Raw genomic sequence first — 20,315 nt, forward strand, 5'->3', positions numbered from 1 at the left:
CGGACCGAAGCCCGGAACCCCTTCCCTGCCTGCTGTCCCGCGTGACCGCGCGGGGGAGCGGATCAGCTCAGGCGCTCGAAGACGGCGGCCATGCCCTGGCCACCGCCGACGCACATGGTCTCCAGACCGAAGGTCTTGTCGTGGAACTGGAGGCCGTTGATCAGCGTGCCGGTGATGCGGGCGCCGGTGCTGCCGAACGGGTGGCCGATGGCGATGGCGCCGCCGTTGACGTTCAGCCGGCTGTCGATGTCGATGCCCAGCTGGTCGGCGGAGGGCAGCACCTGGGCGGCGAAGGCCTCGTTGATCTCGGCGAGGTCGATGTCGCCGATCGCCATGTTGGCGCGGGCCAGGGCCTGCTTGGAGGCCTCGACCGGGCCCAGGCCCATGATCTCGGGGCTCAGGCCGGTCACACCGGTGGACACGATCCGGGCCAGCGGGGTGATGCCCAGCTGCTTGGCCTTGGTGTCGCTCATGATGACCAGCGCGGAGGCGCCGTCGTTCAGCGGACAGGCGTTGCCCGCGGTGACGGTGCCGTCGGGGCGGAACACCGGCTTGAGCTGGGAGACCTTCTCGTAGGTCGTGCCGCGGCGGATGCCGTCGTCGGTGCTGACCACGGTGCCGTCGGGCAGGGTCACCGGGGAGATCTCGCGCTCCCAGAAACCGTTGTCGAGCGACTTCTCGGCGAGGTTCTGCGAGCGGACGGCGAACTCGTCCTGGCGCTCACGGGAGACGCCGGTGATCTCGGCGACGTTCTCCGCGGTCTGGCCCATCTCGATGTAGGCGTCGGGCAGGTTCCCGGCCTCGCGCGGGTCGGTCCAGACGCCCTGGCCGCCCTCCTTGCGCTTCTCGGTGCGCGCCTTGGCGTCGGCGAAGAGCGGGTTCTCGTTCTGCGGGTTGTCGCTGCTGCCGTTGACGAAGCGGCTGACGGTCTCCACACCCGCGGAGACGAACACGTCGCCCTCGCCCGCCTTGATGGCGTGGTAGGCCATCCGGGTGGTCTGGAGGGAGGAGGAGCAGTACCGGGTGACGGTGGTGCCCGGGACGGTGTCGAGACCGAGCTGCACGGCGACGATGCGGGCCATGTTGAAGCCCTGGTCGCCGCCGGGAAGACCGCAGCCGAGCATGAGGTCGTCGATGCTCTTCGGGTCGAGCTCGGGGACCTTGGCCAGGGCGGCGCTGACGATCTGGGTGGCCAGGTCGTCCGGGCGCAGGTCCTTCAGGGAGCCCTTGAAGGCTCGGCCGATCGGGGAGCGCGCGGTGGCGACGATGACTGCTTCGGGCATGTTCTTCGTCCTCGTTCGGATCACGGTTCGGGTCACGGCAAGACTTGTTACTGACCAGTTAACCCGTCCGGCGCTCTCCGGCGCCACCCGGGGTCGGCCTTGGCGCGTCCTCGCGCCCCTCCGGTCCGGGAGCGGTCTCCGGGGGTGTGGGCCGGGGTGTGCCGCGGAGGCGGAAGGGCCCCCGGACGCGTGCGGTCCAACTGCCCGGGGAGCCGTCCGGTTCCTGGTCAGCGGCTCGCGAGACCTCCGTACCCGGGGTCTCGGCGGCCACCACGGCGGCGCGGTCGACGGGCAGGACGCCCTCGGTCCGCTCGCCCTCGTCGATCTCCGGGAGCAGCCCCAGGGCGGCGCAGGCGGAGGGCAGGACGACGAACGCGGCCTGGGCGTACCCGCGAGCTGACGGATGGAATTGGTCGGGCCCAAACATGGAAAGTGGATCGGACCGAAAATCATCGGCAAGGACGTCGCTCAGCGAGACGGTGCGCCCGCCCGCCTCCGTGACCGCGATGGTCTGCGCCGCCGCCAGCTGCCGGGAGGCGCGCCGGGCCACCGAGCGCAGCGGCCAGCCGATGGGGCGGACCGTGCCCAGGTCGGGGCAGGTGGCTACGACCACGGGGGTGCCCAGACCGACGAGTTCGCGTGTGACGTCCCGCAGCGCGGACACGGCGTCGTTGGGGCGGACGCGGCGGATGACGTCGTTCGCGCCGATGAAGACCACCGCCAGGTCGTAGCGCTTCTCCGGCACACGGGCCTCGGCCCGCTCGACCTGCGACTCCAGGTCGGCGGAGGTGGCACCGGGACCGGCCGTGCAGCGCAGCCACACCGGACGGTCCGCCGCGGCGGCGATCCCGGCGGCCAGGTGCGCCCCGGGGGTCTGCCGGGACTCGGCCACCGCGAACCCCGCGGCCGTGGAGTCGCCGAGCATCAGCAGGCGCAGGGGAGGGCCGCTGCCGTCACCGTAGGTCCCGTTGGCCCGGGGCCGCTTCCACTGCGTGTGGCCGATCGCGTTCTTGGCCAGACGTGCCTGGAGGTAGAGCAGGGCGACGGTGCCCCCGCCCACGAGCGTGAGTCCGCCGCCACCGAACGCGGTGGCGGCGGCGATGCGTCGTGCTCGTGCGGCTCGCAGCATCGGTACTCCCCGAAGCATCGGACCGGCCTGCCCCGGGCGGGCTCTCCCGGGCGGGCCGGTGTGGGTCGTGCCCTCCGGGCGCCTCCGGGCTCGTGGCCACCCGAGGCGCCCGCGGAACACTCCACATCGACGTTACCGGCGGGCAGGGGCGGGGTCACGTACCCCGGCGGCACACAATCCGCGCCCCGGAGACAGCGAAACCGGACCGCCGGGGCGGGGAGGCAACCGCACCTGACGGCGGCGGCCCGACGTCTCGGCGACGGGAAGGCGGAACGGCCGGGGACGGGGCCCGGACCTTCGGCCCGCACCGCCGACAGGCGCGCCGAAGGCGCTGGTTGGTGAGGTTAGAGTCAGGATGTGGGGGACCGGACCGGTCCCTCCAGCCTCGGGCGCCACCGGGGGAGCGACACCGGCGGGCCGAAGACCCGGTCGCCACGATGCAAAGGAGCAAAGTTGCGGGTACACGACTCACTGATCGACCTGGTCGGGGACACCCCGTTGGTCCGTCTTCGGAAGGTCTCCGAGGGGTTGGCCCCGACGATCCTGGCGAAGGTCGAGTACTTCAACCCGGGCGGATCCGTGAAGGACCGCATCGCGCTGCGCATGGTCGAGGCCGCGGAGAAGAGCGGAGCGCTCAAGCCCGGCGGCACGATCGTCGAACCGACCTCCGGCAACACCGGTATCGGTCTGGCCCTCGTCGCGCAGGAGAAGGGCTACCGCTGCGTGTTCGTCTGCCCGGACAAGGTCGGACCGGACAAGCTGTCGGTGCTGCGCGCCTACGGTGCCGAGGTCGTGGTCTGCCCGACCACGGTCGCGCCCGAGCACCCCGACTCCTACTACTCGGTCTCCGACCGCCTGGCGGCCGAGACCCCCGGGGCGTGGAAGCCCAACCAGTACGAGAACGAGAACAACCCGGACTCGCACTACCACTCCACGGGCCCGGAGATCTGGGACCAGACCGAGGGCCGGATCACCCACTTCGTGGCCGGCATCGGCACCGGCGGCACCATCAGCGGCACCGGCCGGTACCTCAAGGAAGCCTCCAAGGGCAGTGTGCAGGTCATCGGCGCCGACCCCGAGGGTTCGGTGTACTCGGGCGGCAGCGGCCGCCCGTACCTGGTCGAGGGCGTGGGCGAGGACATCTGGCCCGGCACCTACGACACGGCGATCTGCGACGACATCGTGGCGGTCAGCGACAAGGACTCGTTCCTCATGACCCGCCGTCTGGCCAAGGAGGAGGGCCTGCTGGTGGGCGGTTCCTGCGGTCTGGCGGTCGAGGCGGCCCTGCGCGTGGCCCAGGACGCCGGCCCGGACGACGTCATCGTCGTCCTGCTGCCCGACGGCGGCCGCGGCTACCTCGGCAAGATCTTCAACGACGAGTGGATGGCCGACTACGGCTTCCTGGCCACCGAGACCGAGGAGGCCACCGCCGGCCAGGTCCTGGAGGCCAAGGAGGGCGAGATGCCCGACTTCGTGCACAGCCACCCCGACGAGACCGTCGGCACCGCCGTGGCGATCATGCGCGAGTACGGCGTCTCACAGCTGCCCGTCATGAAGGAGGAGCCCCCGGTCATGGCGGCCGAGGTCGTCGGCTCCATCGCCGAGCGCGACCTGCTGGACGCCCTCTTCGACGGCCGCGCCGAGCTGGACGACCTCGTGGAGACCCACATGGGCAAGCCGCTCTCCACCGTCGGCACCGGTACCCCGGTCAGCGACTGCGTGCGCCTGCTGCGCACCTCCGGCGCGCTGGTCGTGCTGCGAGACGGCAAGCCGGTGGGCATTCTCACCAGGCAGGACCTGCTGGCCCACCTGTCAGGCTGATCGAACCCCCTCCCGGGCGGCGCCGCCAGAGGTGCCGCCCGGGCCTCCCACCGGTGGCCTTTCCCGGTGAGCGGAGCGTTCTGGAAGCATGTGGTGAATGCGCCTTTTCATGCGAAGTGCTCGAAACCCCCTGGTCCTCCTCCTGCTCGGTCCCCTCGTCCTGTCCGGTTGCGGAGGACCGGGCGCCGACGCGCCTGCCCCGGAGGAGGCGGTCACCGACAGCGGCCCGGCAGAGGAGGAAGAGGCGGGACCGGACGGGGAGTCCCACATCCTCGCGCCGGAGGGTTCCGATGTCGCCTGGCGCTTCCCCGCGGAGATCGAGGGCTGGTCTCCGACGGAAGAGGGCCGGGAGAACGGCGTCAGGTTCCGCCGCGAGGACGACCCCGACTGCGCGCTGAGCTTCTTCCACTGGGAAGGGGCCGCGGCGGAGGTCGAAGCCGAGGGCGGTGACGTGCGGAGTTACCTCGAGGGCGCCCTGGAGCGGCTCGTCGAGAACGACGGTGTCGAACTGGAGTCCGTGGAGAGCGCCGACCCCGTGGAGGTCAGGACCCATCCCGGTGGCGATGCGCTGGAGTTCACGATGATCCGGGTGGAGACCAGCATCGCGGGCAGCGTGGGAACACCCCGGTTCCAAGGTGCCCATTGGTACGGAGACGACGCGCTGACCACTGTTCTCACCTGCGACGAGACGGGTGAGGAGGGGTACGGGCACGCGTGGGCGGCCGACCTCCTCGATGCCGTCACCGTCGCCGTCGACTGATCCGACACCCGAGGCGAGCCGCCGCTGCCCGCGTCCGGGTTCGCCCGGCGGGTTCCGGTCGGGCCCGGGCGGTGCTCCGACCGAGTGCCGTTCGGGACCCGGTGTTCAAGTACTGGACACAGTGGCGCATACTCGGACACTGCTAATGTTCGCGTCAGGATTTACTGGCCGGTAATAAGTAGGTGCACCCGTGTCGCGGCTCCTCAACTGGATCATCCGCTCCGCCTGGTCGTATGCGCGGAGCCACGGAGAGATCCGGGCCGACTCCAAGGCGGCTCGGAAGTTCGCGCGCTTCGGCGCGGGGTCGGCGATCGCCTTCCCCACGGCCACGGTCTACGGCGAGCCGTGGATCGAGATCGGCGTGCACACCGTCCTGGGCGGGGACATGACCCTCGCCGCCGGGATGGGCCCCGACTACGACCTCGGCGAGGGCACCGTCGTGCGCATCGGCTCCGGCTGCGCCATCGGCCGGGGCTCGCACATCGTGGCGCACCGCTCCGTGGACATCGGCGACCACGTCTACACGGGCCCCTACGTCTACATCACCGACCAGAACCACGCCTACGCCAACACCGAGATCCCCGTGGGCCTCCAGTGGCCCGTGGACGACCCGGTGAGCATCGGCGACGGCAGCTGGCTGGGCGCCAACAGCGTGATCCTGCCCGGCGTGCACCTCGGCAGGAACTCCGTCGTCGCCGCCGGCACCGTGGTGCGGCCGGGCGAGTATCCCGACCACGCGGTCATCGCCGGCATCCCCGGCAAGGTGGTCCGCACCCACGACCCCGAACTCGGCTGGGACCCGCCCCTCCGGGAGACGGGCACCCCCACCCGCGTGCCCACGCCCGTCACGGGCCTGTCCCCCGAGGCCCCCACGGAACCCCCGGAGCCGGGGTCGCCCACGAGGTTCCCCCCGGCCTGAGGCCTCTCAGCACCCCAGGAGGGCTCCGCTCCGGCCGAGGACGCGCGGGGAGCAGGAGGGCCGACCCGCCGACCGTCCGCCAGGGGGAGGCGCGGAGAGCAGTCCCCCTCAGGCCTGTGAAGGCTCCTCCCCATCACCTCCGAGCCGGGGGAGCGGGTTGACCACATTCTGAGATGTGCCTGCTGGCAACGGGTTCCGAGTGGACGCCGGGCACTATTGTGGCCACATGAAGTTCGACGGGTTTGAAACGCTGGCCATCCACGCGGGGCAGGAGCCGGACGCCGGCACCGGGGCCGTGGTTGTGCCGATCTACCAGACGAGTACCTACGCCCAGGACGGCGTGGGCGGGATGCGGCAGGGGTACGAGTACTCCCGCACCAGGAACCCCACGCGTACGGCGTTGGAGGAGTGCCTGGCGGCTCTGGAGTCCGGAGCCCGCGGCCTGGCCTTCGCCTCCGGCATGGCGGCCGAGGACACCCTGCTGCGCGCGGTGCTCTCCCCGGGCGACCACATCATCATCCCCGGCGACGCCTACGGGGGCACCTTCCGACTGGTCTCCAAGGTGGTCGAGCGCTGGGGCGTCAGCTGGGACGCGGTCGACCAGGCCGACGTCGACGCGGTCCGGGACGCCATGCGCCCCAACACGAAGGTCGTGTGGACGGAGACGCCCACCAACCCGCTGCTGGGGATCACCGACATCGAGACGATCGCGCAGATCGCCCATGACGCGGGCGCCCTGCACGTCGTCGACAACACGTTCGCCTCTCCCTACCTTCAGCAGCCGCTCACGCTGGGCGCCGACGTGGTCGTGCACTCCACGACCAAGTACATCGGCGGGCACTCCGACGTCGTCGGGGGAGCGCTGGTCGTGGCCGACGCCGAGCTGGGCGAGCGGCTGGCCTTCCACCAGAACACCATGGGTGCTATCCCGGGCCCCTTCGACTCCTGGCTGACGCTGCGCGGGGTCAAGACCCTGGGGGTGAGGATGGACCGCCACAGCGAGAACGCCGAGCGCGTCGTGGCGGCTCTCGAGGGCCACTCCGCGGTACGGCGCGTCTACTACCCCGGGCTGGACAGTCACCCGGGGCACAAGATCGCCGAGCGGCAGATGCGTTCCTTCGGTGGGATGGTCTCCTTCGCTCTGCGCGACGGGGAGACGGCGGCACTGGAGCTGTGCGAGCGGACCAAGGTCTTCACCCTGGGTGAGTCCCTGGGCGGGGTGGAGTCCCTCATCGAGCACCCCGGGCGGATGACGCACGCGTCGACCGCGGGGTCCCCGCTGGAGGTTCCGGCCGATCTGGTGCGGATCTCCGTGGGCATCGAGTCCGGTGACGACCTGGTCGCGGACCTGTTGCAGGCCCTCGAGGGCTGAGTTCACGGTCGGGGGATCCGCATGGCGTCGCCGCGCGGGTTCCCCTGCTCCGTTGCGGGGCCCGTCGCGGCCTTCTGCCTCGTTGGTGCCTACTGCGTGGTTCTCACTGCGGGGTTCCTGTCGGGGGGTTCCCGCTGCGGGGGACGGGGCCGCGGGCGCCACTGCCCTGGCCCGGGGGGTCAGACCGCGGTGGGCGTACGGCTCTGGACCGGGAGTTCGCGCCGGTCCTCACGGAAGCGGAGGCCGACCAGGCCCCGTCCGGTGCGGGAGAGAGCGCTGTCGTCGTCGTCCTGGCGCAGGGAACGGTAGCTGCCCCGGTTGTCCTGGCGCCGGATGCCGATGGAGACGGCGAGGAAGAATCCCGCCGCGAGGCCCATCAGTACGAGGCCGGCGAGCATCAGGATGTCGAACGTGGTGATCATGTTCTGTCCTCTGCGGTGGTGGTCGGTCAGGTGCTGGTCGGCCCCCTCACGAACCGAGGGGGAGGTGGGGTGTGTCTCATGGGTTCCGGGTTCTTCCGTCGGTATGGGGCGGGTGGTCCTGAACCGGTCTCAGGGGACTCATGTTCTCCGTTTCGGATGGCCGAGTGGTGGAGCCGCCCTGTACTGAGGGTGGCCTTCATCTAATATGGGTTCAACAGAACCGGTTGGACTTGTTCGGTTGGTGTACCACTCAGCTTGTTGGTACAAGTTAAGTTGTTGGTCTTGTACCCCCTAGAGGGCGGACTTATGCGGGCAGAAAGTAGATACCGACAGATCGCCCGAGCGCTGCGACGGGAGATCCAGGAGCGGAGCCTGCCCCTGGGCGGGCAGCTTCCCTCGGAGAAGCAGCTGGAGGAGCGGTTCGAGGCTTCCCGCAACACGATCCGTCTGGCACTGGGCATGCTGCGCAACCAGGGGCTCATCGTCAGCAGGCCCGGGCGCGGGCACTTCGTGCAGGACGTGGTCCCCGAGACCTTCTACGCGACCCGTACCAAGGGCGGCCCCGACGGGCTCAACGAGTCCAACATGAGCGGGCTGACGCTGGAGGAGCTCCAGCTGCTCAGCGCCACCCCGGACATCGCCAGCCGTCTGCGCGTCCCCGAGGGCGACATGACCGTGGTCCGGCGCATGCACCGCTTCTCCGGAGAGCGCTCGGGGTCGATCAGCTCCGCCTACTACCCGGTGGACCTGGTCCAGGGCACCCCGCTGATGGTTCCCGAGGACGTGGAGAGCGCCCTGGTGGTGCTCCTGGAGCACGGCCACCGGCAGGTCGGGTACGTGGACGAGCTGGAGACCCGGATGCCCACGCCCCAGGAGACGTCCCAGCTCGAACTCCCGCCGGGCGTGCCGGTGCTGAACGTCCACCGGACGGACTACTCCGAGGAGCGGCCCATCCGCTTGGTGCACACTGTGTACGCCGGGCACAGCATCCGATACCAGTTCGAGCACGGCAATCTCAAGGCCTACCACCGGGACTGAACCAGCCAATGAGCGCGACGAAGAAGACCGTGGTCGCCGACTACCTGCGGGACGCGTTGGCCAAGGGCGTCTACCAGCCGGGTGAGCGGTTGCCGGGTGAGGAGGAGCTCGCCGAGGAGCTCGACGTCTCCCGGGCCACCGCGCGCCTGGGCATGCGCATCCTCCAGGACGAGGGCCGCATCGCCATCCGCGTCGGCCGGGGCGCCTACGTCGCCGACCACCAGCCGGTCATCCACAGGGCGACGCCGGTCTCCGGTGACGGCTCCGGGGGGTTCGACTCGGACTACCAGGAGCGGATGCGCAAGGCCGGCTACAGCAACCTCGACGAGAAGATCAAGGTCAGCCTGGACACCATGCGGCCCAAGGTGGCCAAACGGCTGCTCAGGGAGGCCGACGAGAAGGGCCCGCACGGCGGCCTCGTCGTGATCCGCTCCTCGGAGTACTTCGTCGACGGCAGCCTGTGGCAGTCCCAGGTCACCTACTTCCCGTTCAGCATCGCCAGCAACACGGCGCTCATGTCCCCGGAGTACCTGTCCGACGGCATCGGCGAGGCCATGCGCGAGCTCGGCTTCAACGAGGAGTGGAACTGGGACATCGTCGGCGCGCGCATGCCCGCACAGGACGAGGCCGACGCGTTCGGGATGGGGCCCGGGATCCCCCTGCTGGTCCAGGAGCGGGTGACCTACGAGGGCCAGCGCCCGCTGCGCTTCACCGAGACGCTCATGCCCGCCAACCGCCACCAGCTCCTCTACGCGGGCGGCAACGCACCCGAGAACCTGCGGGTGCTGGACTCGGACCTCAACATCTTCGAACACTGAGCCCGGCCCCGCCCGGATCGCGGCCGGCCTCGGCTCAGCCGCGCCGGTCCAGGTAGCGGTCGACGACGAGGGGGCCCAGGACCCCGGCGTCGGCGTGCACCACGCGCACGCCCCGGCGGCGTTCGAGGAGCCCCTGGAACTCCCGTAGCCGGGGGTCGTCGGCGAGCAGGAAGAACGTGACCTCTGCGCCCTCGCCCAGCGCGGAGTCGAGCTCGGCCTCGGTGGCCTCCACCGTCTGCGGGGCGGGGGGCCAGGCGAACCGGGCGTCGCCGTCCTCGCCCAGGTGCGCGGTGGGTTCGCCGTCGGTGACGGCCAGGACCACCGGCCGCAGCCCTCGGTGGCGGCGCAGGTGCCGTCTGGCCAGGTGCAGCGCGTGCTGGAGGTTGGTGCCGGGGGTGCGGCTCCAGTCGTGCCCGACCAGGTCGGCGGGGGTCATCTCGCGGGCGCGGTCCCCGAAGCCGATCAGGAGCACCCGGTCCTCGGGGTACCGCGTGCGCACGAGGGTGTGCAGGGCCAGGGCCGTGCGGGTGGCGGCCTCGTGCAGACCGCGGGAGACCATCGAGTGGGACAGGTCCACGAGCAGGCACACGGCGGCGGCTCCGCCGGGTTCGGTCTCGGTGTAGCGGACGTCCTCCGCCCGCAGCGCCTCACTCCCCGCCGGGGTGCCGGCCCCGGAACCCCTGCCCGCGTCGCGCGCGGCCCTGCGCAGCAGCGCCTCGCGCAGGGTCGCGACGGCGTCCAGGGGCCGGTCGAGGCCGTCGTGGGGCACGGCGGCCCCGGTGGGTTCGCCGCCCGTACCGCGGCCGCCCCGGTGGCCTCCGGGGGCGGCTCGGCGCGCCGCCTCGATCTCCTCCAGCGCCACCTCGCCCAGCCTGCGCAGCTCGCGCGGGGTCAGCTCGTGGTCGGCCGAGTCCAGGCGGTCCAGCGGCCCGTACGCGGCGGCGCCCAGAGCCCTCTGAAGCGCCCCGGCGTCCACTTCGTCCAGGGCGGACCGGTCGCCGTCCGCGTAGCGGGCCAGGGCGTCCTCGGCGGCGGACACGTCCGTGTCGGCCGCGCCGGTGGAGTGTGCCCCGGCGATCAGCTCCAGCAGTTCGACGGCGGCCCGCACCGCGTCCTCGGGAGGAGGACCGAAGGCGGGTGGAGCGTCGGGGTCGGCCAGCGGGTCGGGACCGCCCGTGTACGCCCGGTACCGGAACCTCATCAGAAGCGGTAGACACCCCCGTCGGGAGCGGTGTCCTTGGACAGCCGCCGTTCCAGGTACAGCCCCTCCAGGGCGAACTCCACCACGGCCGCGGCCAGGCCCGGGGTGGGCGGGCCGTCCTCGGCCTCGGGGGCCGCCCGCCCGATGAGGCCGGCCAGCCCGGGCACCGTGCCGACCCTGCGCAGCAGTTCGGCCGCGCTCACCAGGTCTCCGGTCTCCACGGTGCCGCCGCCCGCGAAGCGGTCGCTGAGCGGTTCCAGGTCGGCCCCGCCCAGCCGGGCCCGGAAGGTCTCGGCGACCGCCCGGCGCAGCAGGGTCTCCAGGATCGACGCCTCGCGCCCCTCCGCGCCGGTCTCGAACTCGACCTTGCCCAGGAGGGGTTCGGCCACCCCGGACAGGTCGCAGACCCGGGCGACCGGGACCTCCTCGCCCACCAGCGCGGCCCGGCGCAGCGCCGAGGCGGCCACGGTCTCGGCGGCGGCCACGGAGAAGCGCACGGACACCCCGGAGCGCTGGTCCACCCGGTTGGAGGCGCGCACCAGCCGGGTGAAACGGGCGACCGCTTCCACCAGGTGCGAGGGGACGGTCGTACCCGCGGGCAGATCCGCCTCCTGGCGGACCAGGGAGAGCTCGTGATCGAGGTCGGGCGGGTAGTGGGTGCGCACCTGGGCGCCGAACCGGTCCTTGAGCGGGGTGACGATGCGTCCCCGGCTCGTGTAGTCCTCCGGGTTGGCGCTGGCCACCAGCAGCAGGTCCAGGGGCAGGCGCAGGGTGTACCCGCGCACCTGGAGGTCGCGTTCCTCCAGCACGTTGAACAGGGCCACCTGGGCGCGCGCGGGCAGGTCGGGGAGTTCGTTCACGCAGAACACGCCCCGGTTGGCGCGCGGCAGCAGACCGAAGTGGACCGTCTCGGGGTCGCCGAGGGAGCGGCCCTCCGCGAGGCGGGCCGGATCCACGTCGCCGATCAGCTCCGAGGTGCCGGTGTCGGGGGTGGCCAGCTTCTCGCCGTAGCGCTCGTCGCGGTGGCGCCAGACCACCGGCAGGTCGTCGCCCTCGTCCGCGGACCGGCGTACACAGGCGGGGCAGACCGGGGCGAAGGGGTGGTCGTTGACGGGACAGCCGGCGACCGCGGGCGACCACTCGTCGAGCAGCCCGGCGACCGTGCGGATCAGCCGGGTCTTGCCCTGGCCCCGCTCACCCAGCAGGACGACGTCGTGCCCGGCCAGCAGGGCGCGCTCGAGCTGTGGCAGCACGGTGTCGTCGAACCCGTGCACCCCGGGGAACCGCGGCTGCCCCGAGGCCATCCGGACCAGGAGGTTGTCCCGCACCTCGGCGGCCGTGGAGCGGTGGACGTGGCCGGACGCGCGCAGCGCGGCGCGCGTGCGGGGAAGCCCGCTGGGAGGACGTGCGGCATGGGTCACAGGAGGGAGTGTAGGTGTCGGGGCGTTTGAGGGGCCAGCTGGAGGAAAGCTCCTGTTTGGAGTTCGGATGGAAGAATGGGACGGCAAGGTTCCCAGGCCCGGCCCCTGTGGCCGGTGAAGGCGGGGGTGGCAGCTGGTGGCTAGGTTCGGCGATGCTCTGACGACGGGGGCCGACCTCGTGAACGCGGCCGAACGCGCCGTCCTGCAGGCCCTGGAACAGATGGACGGCCCGGCCGATCTCGTCTGCTTCTTCGTCAGCGGGGCGGATCCCGACGAGGTCACACTCGCCGGGAAACGGGTCATGGAGCTGACCGGAGACGCGCTCACCCTGGGGTGCAGCGCCACCGGTGTGGTCGGCGGAGGCCGCGGCGTGGAGGGCCAGGGCGCGGTCAGCGTGTGGAGCGCCCGCCTGCCCGGGGTGGAACTGACCCCCTTCCGGCTGGACACCGTGATCGAGGGCGACCAGCTGGCCGTGGTGGGCATGCGCGAGCCGACCCCGCGCGACCGCGCCGGGATCCTGCTCACCAACCCCTACGAGTTCCCCACCCAGGCGTTCGTCCGCGAGACCACCGCGGCCCTCGACGGGCTGCCGCTGGTCGGGGGCATGGCCGACGGGATGCGCGGCGAGGACTCGGTGCGGCTGTTCTGCGAGGGCGAGGTGGCCGAGAACGGGGCCATCGGGGTGCTGATCGGCGGAGACGGGGTACTGGGCACGGTGGTCAGCCAGGGCTGCCGTCCGGTCGGGCCGACCATGACCGTCACCAAGGCCGAGGGCAACCTCGTGCTGGAGCTGGCCGGGACCAACGCCTACGACCGGCTGGAGACCCTGGTGGAGGAGCTCTCGGACGAGGACCGGGAGCTGGCCGCGCGCGGACTGCACATCGGTATCGCGATGGACGAGTACGCGGACCACCACGACCAGGGTGACTTCCTCATCCGCACGCTCAGCGGCGCCGACCCGGAACTGGGGGCGCTCACCATCGGCGACATGGTGGAGGTCGGCCAGACGGTCCGCTTCCAGGTCCGTGACGCGGGTACCGCGGACGAGGACCTGGCCCGCAGGCTGGCGGAGTTCGGCTCCGAGCACGCCGTGGGCGCGGGGCTGCTGTTCTCCTGCAACGGCCGGGGCGAGACGCTGTTCTCCCAGGCCGACCACGACGTGCTCGCGGTCCGGCGGATCCTCGGCGTCGGCCCGGTGGCGGGTTTCTTCGCGGCGGGGGAGATCGGCCCGGTCGCAGGGGTGAACCACGTGCACGGCTTCACCGCCTGCCTGCTGGCCTTCGCCCCCTGACGGCGCCGTCCGCGCAGCCCGGGCGGCCCGCGCCGCCCGGGTTCGGGCACTGGTCCTTGTCGGTGCTTTCCGGACAGGTCAAGCTTGTCCGAAGTGCCCGGTAAGTGCTGCCCGAAACCGGTCGCGACCGCCCTCAAGTCGGACTTTTACCATCGGATCACCAACACCCGGCGCAAGCTCCTTGAGTGTGGACACACCAGGGTGATTACTAAGAGTGACTGAAATTATCGCTTTGTGTGTTTGGTGAGAGAAGGAACGATGGCCGACAACCGGCGCACGACCACGTCCCTCGCGGCCCTCGGGGCGTTCGCCCTGCTGGCCCCGCTGGTGACACCCACCGCCGCTCTGGCCGAGTCCGCCTGGCTGGAACAGGACCTGTCCTCCGCCGACCGGATCGGCCTGGCCCTGGAGTCCGGGGCGCTGCGGCTGGACGGCGACGAGGCGGCCGAACTCGGGGCCTCCCCGCGCCTGGACACGGCCGAACGGCGTGCGGGCCTGGCGACCTTCCCGGAACAGGAGCTGGAGACCTCCACCGACACCCTCGACGTGGACGTGCGCACCACCGGGAACGCGGAGGACGTCCTCACGGAGGCCCGCGGCGTACGCGCCGACGGGATGTGGACCGAGTGGCACCCGACCGCGCCCGGCGGCGGCCGGGTGACCCTGTCGGAGGCGGTCACCGAGGTCCAGCTGCGGGTCGAGGTCGACGCGGCACCCGAGGCCGCGCAGGACGAGCGCGCCGAGCAGACGTCCGTCACCGACGTCCGGGTCCGGCCGGTCGAGGGTTCCGGCAGCGCCGCGGAACCGGAAACCGACGGTGCCGGGGAGGGAGGCGGGGACCCGGCCGGGGGTTCGGTGGGGGACGACGTCCCGCAGCCCTTCTCCGCGCGGCTCTTCGCCACCCGCATCGGCCTGGTCGGCGGCACCACCGCCAACGGCCACACGGTCCGGCCCGACGACCACTTCGTCGCCCTCCCCTCCCGGCGGGGGCTCGCCAACCGGGGCGGCGGCGAGTACACCGTCCGGGTGTGCAGCACCGGGGCCCTGGGGCCCGACGCCGAAGGCGACGCCGAGAACCACGTCCCGCGCTGCGCGTACCTGCCCGTGTGGGACGTGGGCCCCTGGAACATCACCGACGACCACTGGAACGAGGACCGCGAGTCCTGGCGCGACCTGGACCGGGGCCGCCCCCAGGCCCAGGCCGCCTACGCGGAGAGCCACAACAGCGGCCTGGACGGGTTCGGGCGCCGGGTGCAGAACCCCGCGGGCATCGACCTCGCGGACGGGGCCTTCAACCAGGGGCTGCAGCTGCCCACCAACGGGTGGGTGCAGGTCGACTACCTGTGGACCGCCGAGTACCGCGCCCGCGCCGAGATCGCCACGGCCAGCCAGAGCGACCCGGTGATCGTGCGCGAGGGGCCGGGGACGGAGCACGACACCGTGGGACTGGCCGCCCACAAGGCCAACGTGGACGTGGCCTGCCGGACCACCGGCGACGCGGCCTCGGGGCCGTCCGGGGCCACCGACGTCTGGTACCGCATCGGCGACGGGCACTACGTTCCGGCGGCCTTCGCCATCGGGGGTTCGGAGGCGCCGGAGTGCGCGGAGGAGTGACCGCCCGCCCGGGAACCCGGCCCGGGGGCCGGACCCCGGGCCGGGGCGCCGGTCCTAGGTCCGGGTGCGGATCACCCGGGTACGCGCCACCCGGTCGTGCAGGGCCCGTCCGCGGTCGTCACCGAGCACGACCATGGACTCGATGGCCGAGAACAGGTGGCCCAGGCAGGGCACGGACTGCGGCAGGCAGAAGAACGCGGAGCGCCCGATCACCTGGCCCTGGGTGAGCTTGCCGCCGTCCGCGGCGTTGACCACCTTGATGCCCACCAGCATCTTGCCGATGGTGCGGCCCCAGGCGATCAGGTAGAGCCAGTCGTAGAAGAACAGCAGCACGCCCCAGCCGAAGAAGAACAGGTAGGCCCAGAGTTCGCTCTCGGCGTCGGTGAACTCCTCGCTGCCGGTCAGGATGACGACCACGACGATCATGACGAAGAAGAACGCCCCGGCCGCGAGGAACGCCAGCACGTAGTCGATGAGGCGGGCGGCCAGACGGACACCGAAACCGGCCAGGGGCTGCTCGGGCCCCTGGACGCCCTGGCCTCCTTGCCCGCCCAGGACAGGGGGCACGGGACCGCCCGGGGGCGGTCCGCCGTAGGGCCATCCACCGGCCTGCGGCGGCCGGCCGCCCTGGTGGGGGTGCTGGGGGTTCCAGTAGGGCGAGGACATACGGCCGCCAGTTCGTAGGATCGAGGGAGTCGCCGAGAGCGGGAGCGGGGATGTGAGAGCAGATTACCCAGCGCTCCGACTCTTCGGGACCGGCCGCACCCGAACACGACAGGGGCGGCCGGAGCCGCCCCTGTCGTACTTCGCACCCGGTTCGCCCAGCGGCCGAACAGCCGGTGGATCAGAAACCGCTGTACGGCACCGCCTCGATGATCTCGACGCCGAGGCTCTTGCCGTTGGGCAGGTTGTAGCTGACGTTCTCGCCCACGCGCTTGCCGTTGATGGCGGCGCCCAGCGGGGACTTGGGGGAGTACACGTCGATGGGGGAGCCGCTCTCCTCGCGTGAGGCGAGCAGGAAGGTGACCTCCTCGTCGTCGCCGTCGAACTTGACGGTGACGGTCATGCCGGGACCGACCACGCCCTCGGTGCGGGGCGCTTCGCCGACCCGTGCCGTGCGCAGGATCTCGGTGAGCTGGAGGATGCGGGCCTCCATCTTGCCCTGTTCCTCCTTGGCGGCGTGGTAGCCGCCGTTCTCCTTCAGGTCACCCTCTTCCCGGGCGGCCTCGATCTTCTCCGCGATCTCGATGCGCCCGGTCCCCGACAGGTGGTCCAGCTCTCCCTTGAGCCGGTCGTACGCCTCCTGGGTGAGCCAGGTGACGTTGTCATCGCGGGTCTGGGTCACGGGAACTCCTTGTGTACTAGTAGCAAAGGCCACCAGGCGGCCAGAGCTGAACTTACGAGAATATCACCGTGCGCGATCGCGCAGCGGTGTCTGCGTTCTCGGGGTTCCGCCTCGGTACCTGTGTCGGACAGGGGAGGGACGAAGGGTGGGTCCGTGTATCAGTGGATCACTCTTGCGAACCTTGTTCCCTGCACGAGGCCACTTCTACCGTGGAAGCCTGACGAACCGTTTCAACGGTCTGGCTGACCATTCGGTTCCCGCCCTCCACTTCGACCCGTTCCGTGCCGACTTCGACCATCTGGCTGTCGAGGGCGCGCAGGAGGCACTCGGCCCCGTTCTTGCTGTTCACCTCGAAGGAGACCCGCGCCTCGCTCTCGGAGGGAGCGGAGACCGTGACCAGCTGGTGGTACACGCCGCCGCTCAGCCCGGTGTAGTTCATGACCGAGTACCCCCAGCCGATGCTGACCAGGACCGCGAAGACGGTCGCGACGACGAAGAAGACGGGCCCGTTGCCGTGGCGCTTGCGTAGCGCTGGCGCGGTGTCGGCACTGTTCACAGCATCATCTTCCGGGGTCGCTGACATTGGGAATCTCCGAGCAAGGGGATGGTGTTGTCTAAGATATCCCCGACCTGACAGCCCCCCTACGCGGCCCGCACGTGAGTCGTCCACGCCGTGAACCGGGGTGGCGGCGGACAGTCGCGTTCAGTGGCCGTCGACCGAGCCAAGGAGAAGCCTTCGTTGTCCGAGCGCCTGCGGCTTATGGCCGTTCATGCCCATCCCGATGACGAGTCCAGCAAGGGCGCCGCCACCATGGCGCGCTACGTGGAGGAGGGCGCGGAAGTGCTGGTCGTCACCATGACCGGTGGCGAACGCGGTGACATCCTCAACCCCGCGATGGAACGCCCGGAGATTCGCGAGAACATCGCCGAGGTCCGCCGTGAGGAGATGAACCGCGCCCGCGAGATCCTCGGTGTCGACCAGGAGTTCGCCGGTTTCGTCGACTCCGGCCTGCCCGAGGGTGACCCGCTGCCCCCGCTCCCGGAGGGCTGCTTCGCGACCCTCCCGGTGGAGGAGGCCGCCGAGCCCCTCGTGGCGGCGATCCGCCGGTTCCGTCCGCACGTCATCCTCACCTATGACGAGAACGGCGGCTACCCGCACCCCGACCACATCATGACCCACAAGGTGTCGATGCACGCCTTCGACGCCGCCGCCGAGCCGGACGCCTACCCGGAGGCGGGGGACCCCTGGCAGCCCCTCAAGCTGTACTACTTCGTCTCCTTCACGAAGGAGCGCTTCGAGGCCATCGCGGAGCTCCTCCTGGAGCGCGGTCTGGAGAACCCCTACGCGGAGTGGATGGAGCGCCTGAAGGACCGGGAGGCGCCGCGCTGGGAGATCACCACCCGTGTGCACTGCAGTGAGTACTTCGACACCGCGCACGCGGCCCTCAAGGCCCACGCCACGCAGGTCGACCCGAACGGCTTCTGGTTCGCCGTGCCCAACGAGGTCGTGAGCGAGGCCTGGCCGACCGAGGACTACCACCTGGTCCGTTCCCTCGTGGACACCGAGGTCCCTGAGAAGGACCTCTTCGCGGGTGTCCGCGAGGCAATGAGAGTATGAGCGGTATGAACACCCTTCTCGCGTCCGCCACGGTACTGGCCAACGACTTCGCGTTGGACAAGGACACCGTCACACCCGGTGTCATGGGTTTTCTCGCCATCTTCGCGATCGGCGTGTGCCTGTACTTCCTGATGCGCAGCCTGGTCGGCAAGCTGCGCGGCGTCTCGGCCCGCGCCGAGGAGCAGGAGGCCGCCGAAGCGGCGGAGAAGGAGGGCCCGGAGGCGGCCGCCGTGGCGGAGGCCTCCGCCGGAGCCTCCTCCGCCGAGGACCCCTCGGCCAAGGCCTGACCCCGCACGTACGGATCCGTCCCCGCCACGCACCCGCGGGGGCGGACCCCGTTCCGGGCGCCGCGGGGCGGCCCGGGACCTAGCATTGGGGCATGTCGCCCGAGCCCTCCCGAGTCCCCTCCCTGCGTGACCAGGTCTACGAGAGGCTCAGGTCACGCATCATGGACCTGGAGCTGCCCCCCGGCCACCGCATCGTCGAACGGGACACGGCCGCCGAGCTCGGTGTGTCCCGGGTGCCCCTGCGCGAGGCGCTGCGGCTGCTGGAGGCGGAGGGGCTCATCGTCGTGGTGCCCCGGCAGGGCGCCATGGTGGTCAGCTGGTCGCGCGAGGACGTCGTGCGCCTGTTCGAGGTCCGCGAGGAGCTGGAGACGCTGGCCGCCCGTCTGGCCGCCGCCCGGCGCACCGATTCCGACCTGCGGCTCATGCGCGGACTCCTCGAGGAGGCCGAACGCGCGCTGGACGCCGGGGACGAGGCCGCCACCGCCGCGGCCAACGCGGGGTTCCACCGCGCCGTGCTCGCGGCCTGCGGCAACCCGCTCCTCCAGCAGATGATGGCCCCGCTGGACTCGCGCGTGCAGTGGCTCTTCCACCTCACCAAGCACCGCGACACCCGTGAGCAGCGCCAGGAGCACGTCCGGCTGCTGGAGCTGATCGAGGCGGGGGACGGCGCCGGGGCCGCCGAGCTCTACCGGGCGCACATCGCCGCCGGCCTGGAACCCACGCTGGCCGTCGCGGAGACGTGGGAGCGGTTCGACCCGGTGGACGTCACCCGTACGCGCACCCGCAACCGGAAGTAGCCGGCCCCGCCCAGTGCCGTCGGAACGGCGGTTTCCGTCCGCCTGGCCGGTCAGGAAACGCGGATTTTCCGTGCGGGCAACACGTCGGTGACCGGGCTCCCCCATGCTCGAATTAGTGGTATACCACTAATTAGGCAGAGGAGAACGCCATGCCCCCACACACGAAGTCCCCACGCGCCGCACGGGCCACCGCCTGGGCCGCCGTCGCCCTGACCGGCTCGGTGGCCCTGGCCGCCTGCGGCTCCGACCCGGGGGAGGAGGACGACGGAAAGCTCAGCGTCGGCGTCTTCCTGCCCGGGTCGGTCACCGACACCGGGTTCATGCAGTCCGCCCACGCGGGTGTCGAACGCATCCGCGAGGAGCGCTCGGGCGAGGTCGACATCAGCTTCGTCGAGGAGGTCGAGGCCCCGGACTACGAGCTGGTGCTCACCCGTCTGGCGGGGGAGTCGGAACTGGTGGTCTCGGTCGGCGGCCAGACCGACTCGGACGTGCGCGCGGTCGCCGCCGCCAACCCCGGCGTCACCTTCGTGGAGATCGGCGGTCCGGCCGACGCGGAGCCGATGGACAACCTCGCCTACTACGACCCCCGGCAGCCCGAGGGCGAGTACCTGTCCGGTGTGGTCGCGGCCCTGGTCTCCGAGACCGGCAGGATCGGCTTCATCGGCGGCGCCGAGCTCCCGGAGATCGTCAACGCCGCCCACGCGTTCGAGAACGGGGCCCGCTCCGTCGACCCGGACGTCGAGGTCGTCCAGCCCCAGTTCATGGGTGACTTCAACGACCCGGCCAAGGCCATGCAGGCCGCCGCGGCCAACTACGGCGTGGGCGTGGACGTGCTCAGCCAGATCCTCAACCTCGGCAAGTCCGGGCTGGAACAGGCCGCCGAGGAGGCCGACGCCCACGTCATCGGCGGTCCCGTCGCCGCCGACTGCGGCGAGGGCTCGCCCTACGCCGGCTACGTCCTCACGGACATCGGCACGCAGATCGAGTACGCGATCGACGCCGTGCTCACCGACACCTGGGAGGCCGCCCAGACCCCCTTCGGCCTGACCACCGACCGCGAGGGCACCGACTTCGTCCTGTGCTCGGACGACCCGGAGCTGGCGGAGGCCCTCGAGAGCGCCGTGGCGGACCTCGCCTCCGGCGCGGTCGAGCCCTACTGACCGGCCCGGCGGACGTGAT

Annotated in this window: 20 protein-coding genes; 12 read left to right on the forward strand and 8 right to left on the reverse strand. The window is 71.4% G+C overall.

The genetic code is table 11. The features are described from left to right. Positions 1-62 precede the first annotated feature (62 nt). Positions 63-1,283 carry an acetyl-CoA C-acetyltransferase gene (locus tag D458_RS0131470; protein ID WP_017590698.1) on the reverse strand — a complete coding sequence of 407 codons (1,221 nt, stop codon included), beginning with the start codon at positions 1,281-1,283 and terminating at the stop codon, positions 63-65. A 58-nt stretch (positions 1,284-1,341) separates the two neighbouring features. Beyond that, positions 1,342-2,412 (reverse strand): SGNH/GDSL hydrolase family protein, encoded by a 1,071-nt coding sequence (locus D458_RS0131475; RefSeq protein ID WP_017590699.1) that lies wholly within the window; start codon positions 2,410-2,412, stop codon positions 1,342-1,344. A gap of 453 nt (positions 2,413-2,865) precedes the next feature. Between D458_RS0131475 and D458_RS0131480 the strand changes: the two genes are divergently transcribed. The 4 genes from D458_RS0131480 (at position 2,866) to D458_RS0131495 (ending at position 7,284) form a co-directional block, all read left to right on the forward strand. Continuing rightward, positions 2,866-4,233, forward strand: a complete 1,368-nt coding sequence (locus tag D458_RS0131480; RefSeq protein WP_017590700.1) for a cystathionine beta-synthase — start codon at positions 2,866-2,868, stop codon at positions 4,231-4,233. A 109-nt stretch (positions 4,234-4,342) separates the two neighbouring features. Then, positions 4,343-4,993: a hypothetical protein gene (locus D458_RS0131485; protein ID WP_152521301.1), complete on the forward strand. Its 651-nt coding sequence runs from the start codon at positions 4,343-4,345 to the stop codon at positions 4,991-4,993. A gap of 190 nt (positions 4,994-5,183) precedes the next feature. Continuing rightward, positions 5,184-5,912 (forward strand): acyltransferase, encoded by a 729-nt coding sequence (locus D458_RS0131490; RefSeq protein ID WP_017590702.1) that lies wholly within the window; start codon positions 5,184-5,186, stop codon positions 5,910-5,912. Positions 5,913-6,138: 226 nt separating this feature from the next. Next, positions 6,139-7,284, forward strand: coding sequence for a cystathionine gamma-synthase (locus D458_RS0131495; RefSeq protein ID WP_017590703.1), 1,146 nt, complete (start codon positions 6,139-6,141; stop codon positions 7,282-7,284). A 179-nt stretch (positions 7,285-7,463) separates the two neighbouring features. On the opposite strand, the gene D458_RS0131500 is transcribed toward D458_RS0131495, so the two are convergent. Beyond that, positions 7,464-7,706 carry a hypothetical protein gene (locus D458_RS0131500; protein ID WP_017590704.1) on the reverse strand — a complete coding sequence of 81 codons (243 nt, stop codon included), beginning with the start codon at positions 7,704-7,706 and terminating at the stop codon, positions 7,464-7,466. Between the two features lie 306 nt (positions 7,707-8,012). Here D458_RS0131500 and D458_RS0131505 point away from each other — a divergent pair, with 306 nt between their 5' ends. Then, positions 8,013-8,744, forward strand: coding sequence for a GntR family transcriptional regulator (locus tag D458_RS0131505; protein WP_017590705.1), 732 nt, complete (start codon positions 8,013-8,015; stop codon positions 8,742-8,744). A gap of 8 nt (positions 8,745-8,752) precedes the next feature. Then, the gene (locus D458_RS0131510; protein WP_017590706.1) at positions 8,753-9,562 is read left to right on the forward strand and encodes a GntR family transcriptional regulator; all 810 of its coding nucleotides are present in this window, start codon (positions 8,753-8,755) and stop codon (positions 9,560-9,562) included. A gap of 34 nt (positions 9,563-9,596) precedes the next feature. Here D458_RS0131510 and D458_RS0131515 read toward each other — a convergent pair whose 3' ends face one another. Both D458_RS0131515 and D458_RS0131520 read right to left on the reverse strand, forming a co-directional pair. Further along, a complete protein-coding gene (locus tag D458_RS0131515; protein ID WP_026119867.1) occupies positions 9,597-10,763 on the reverse strand; it encodes a VWA domain-containing protein in 1,167 nt (388 codons plus the stop codon). Next, a complete protein-coding gene (locus tag D458_RS0131520) occupies positions 10,763-12,184 on the reverse strand; it encodes a sigma 54-interacting transcriptional regulator (protein ID WP_017590707.1) in 1,422 nt (473 codons plus the stop codon). Before D458_RS0131520 ends, D458_RS0131515 begins: the two co-directional genes overlap by 1 nt. Positions 12,185-12,320: 136 nt before the next feature. Between D458_RS0131520 and D458_RS0131525 the strand changes: the two genes are divergently transcribed. Both D458_RS0131525 and D458_RS0131530 read left to right on the forward strand, forming a co-directional pair. Then, positions 12,321-13,475 (forward strand): FIST signal transduction protein, encoded by a 1,155-nt coding sequence (locus D458_RS0131525; RefSeq protein WP_040703014.1) that lies wholly within the window; start codon positions 12,321-12,323, stop codon positions 13,473-13,475. 258 nt (positions 13,476-13,733) lie between these two features. Then, a complete protein-coding gene (locus D458_RS0131530; protein WP_017590709.1) occupies positions 13,734-15,089 on the forward strand; it encodes an SH3 domain-containing protein in 1,356 nt (451 codons plus the stop codon). Between the two features lie 54 nt (positions 15,090-15,143). Here D458_RS0131530 and D458_RS0131535 read toward each other — a convergent pair whose 3' ends face one another. The 3 genes from D458_RS0131535 to D458_RS0131545 all read right to left on the reverse strand — a co-directional run bounded on the left by D458_RS0131535 (position 15,144) and on the right by D458_RS0131545 (position 17,017). Next, entirely contained in the window at positions 15,144-15,755 is a 612-nt protein-coding gene (locus tag D458_RS0131535) for an RDD family protein (RefSeq protein WP_017590710.1), read from the reverse strand. 178 nt (positions 15,756-15,933) lie between these two features. Next, positions 15,934-16,434, reverse strand: a complete 501-nt coding sequence (greA, locus tag D458_RS0131540) for a transcription elongation factor GreA (protein WP_017590711.1) — start codon at positions 16,432-16,434, stop codon at positions 15,934-15,936. A 166-nt stretch (positions 16,435-16,600) separates the two neighbouring features. Next, entirely contained in the window at positions 16,601-17,017 is a 417-nt protein-coding gene (locus D458_RS0131545) for a DUF4307 domain-containing protein (protein WP_026119868.1), read from the reverse strand. 156 nt (positions 17,018-17,173) lie between these two features. Here D458_RS0131545 and mca point away from each other — a divergent pair, with 156 nt between their 5' ends. From mca to D458_RS0131565, 4 genes are all read left to right on the forward strand, one after another. Next, positions 17,174-18,052 carry a mycothiol conjugate amidase Mca gene (mca, locus tag D458_RS0131550; RefSeq protein ID WP_026119869.1) on the forward strand — a complete coding sequence of 293 codons (879 nt, stop codon included), beginning with the start codon at positions 17,174-17,176 and terminating at the stop codon, positions 18,050-18,052. A 5-nt stretch (positions 18,053-18,057) separates the two neighbouring features. After that, positions 18,058-18,339 (forward strand): hypothetical protein, encoded by a 282-nt coding sequence (locus D458_RS0131555; protein ID WP_017590714.1) that lies wholly within the window; start codon positions 18,058-18,060, stop codon positions 18,337-18,339. Between the two features lie 92 nt (positions 18,340-18,431). Beyond that, positions 18,432-19,136 carry a GntR family transcriptional regulator gene (locus D458_RS0131560; RefSeq protein ID WP_017590715.1) on the forward strand — a complete coding sequence of 235 codons (705 nt, stop codon included), beginning with the start codon at positions 18,432-18,434 and terminating at the stop codon, positions 19,134-19,136. 149 nt (positions 19,137-19,285) lie between these two features. Continuing rightward, on the forward strand, positions 19,286-20,296 hold the full coding sequence (locus D458_RS0131565; RefSeq protein WP_017590716.1) for a BMP family ABC transporter substrate-binding protein: 1,011 nt from the start codon (positions 19,286-19,288) through the stop codon (positions 20,294-20,296). The last annotated feature ends 19 nt before the right edge of the window (positions 20,297-20,315 follow it).

This window comes from Nocardiopsis ganjiahuensis DSM 45031 (assembly GCF_000341085.1).
GTDB classification, from domain to species: Bacteria; Actinomycetota; Actinomycetes; order Streptosporangiales; family Streptosporangiaceae; genus Nocardiopsis; species Nocardiopsis ganjiahuensis.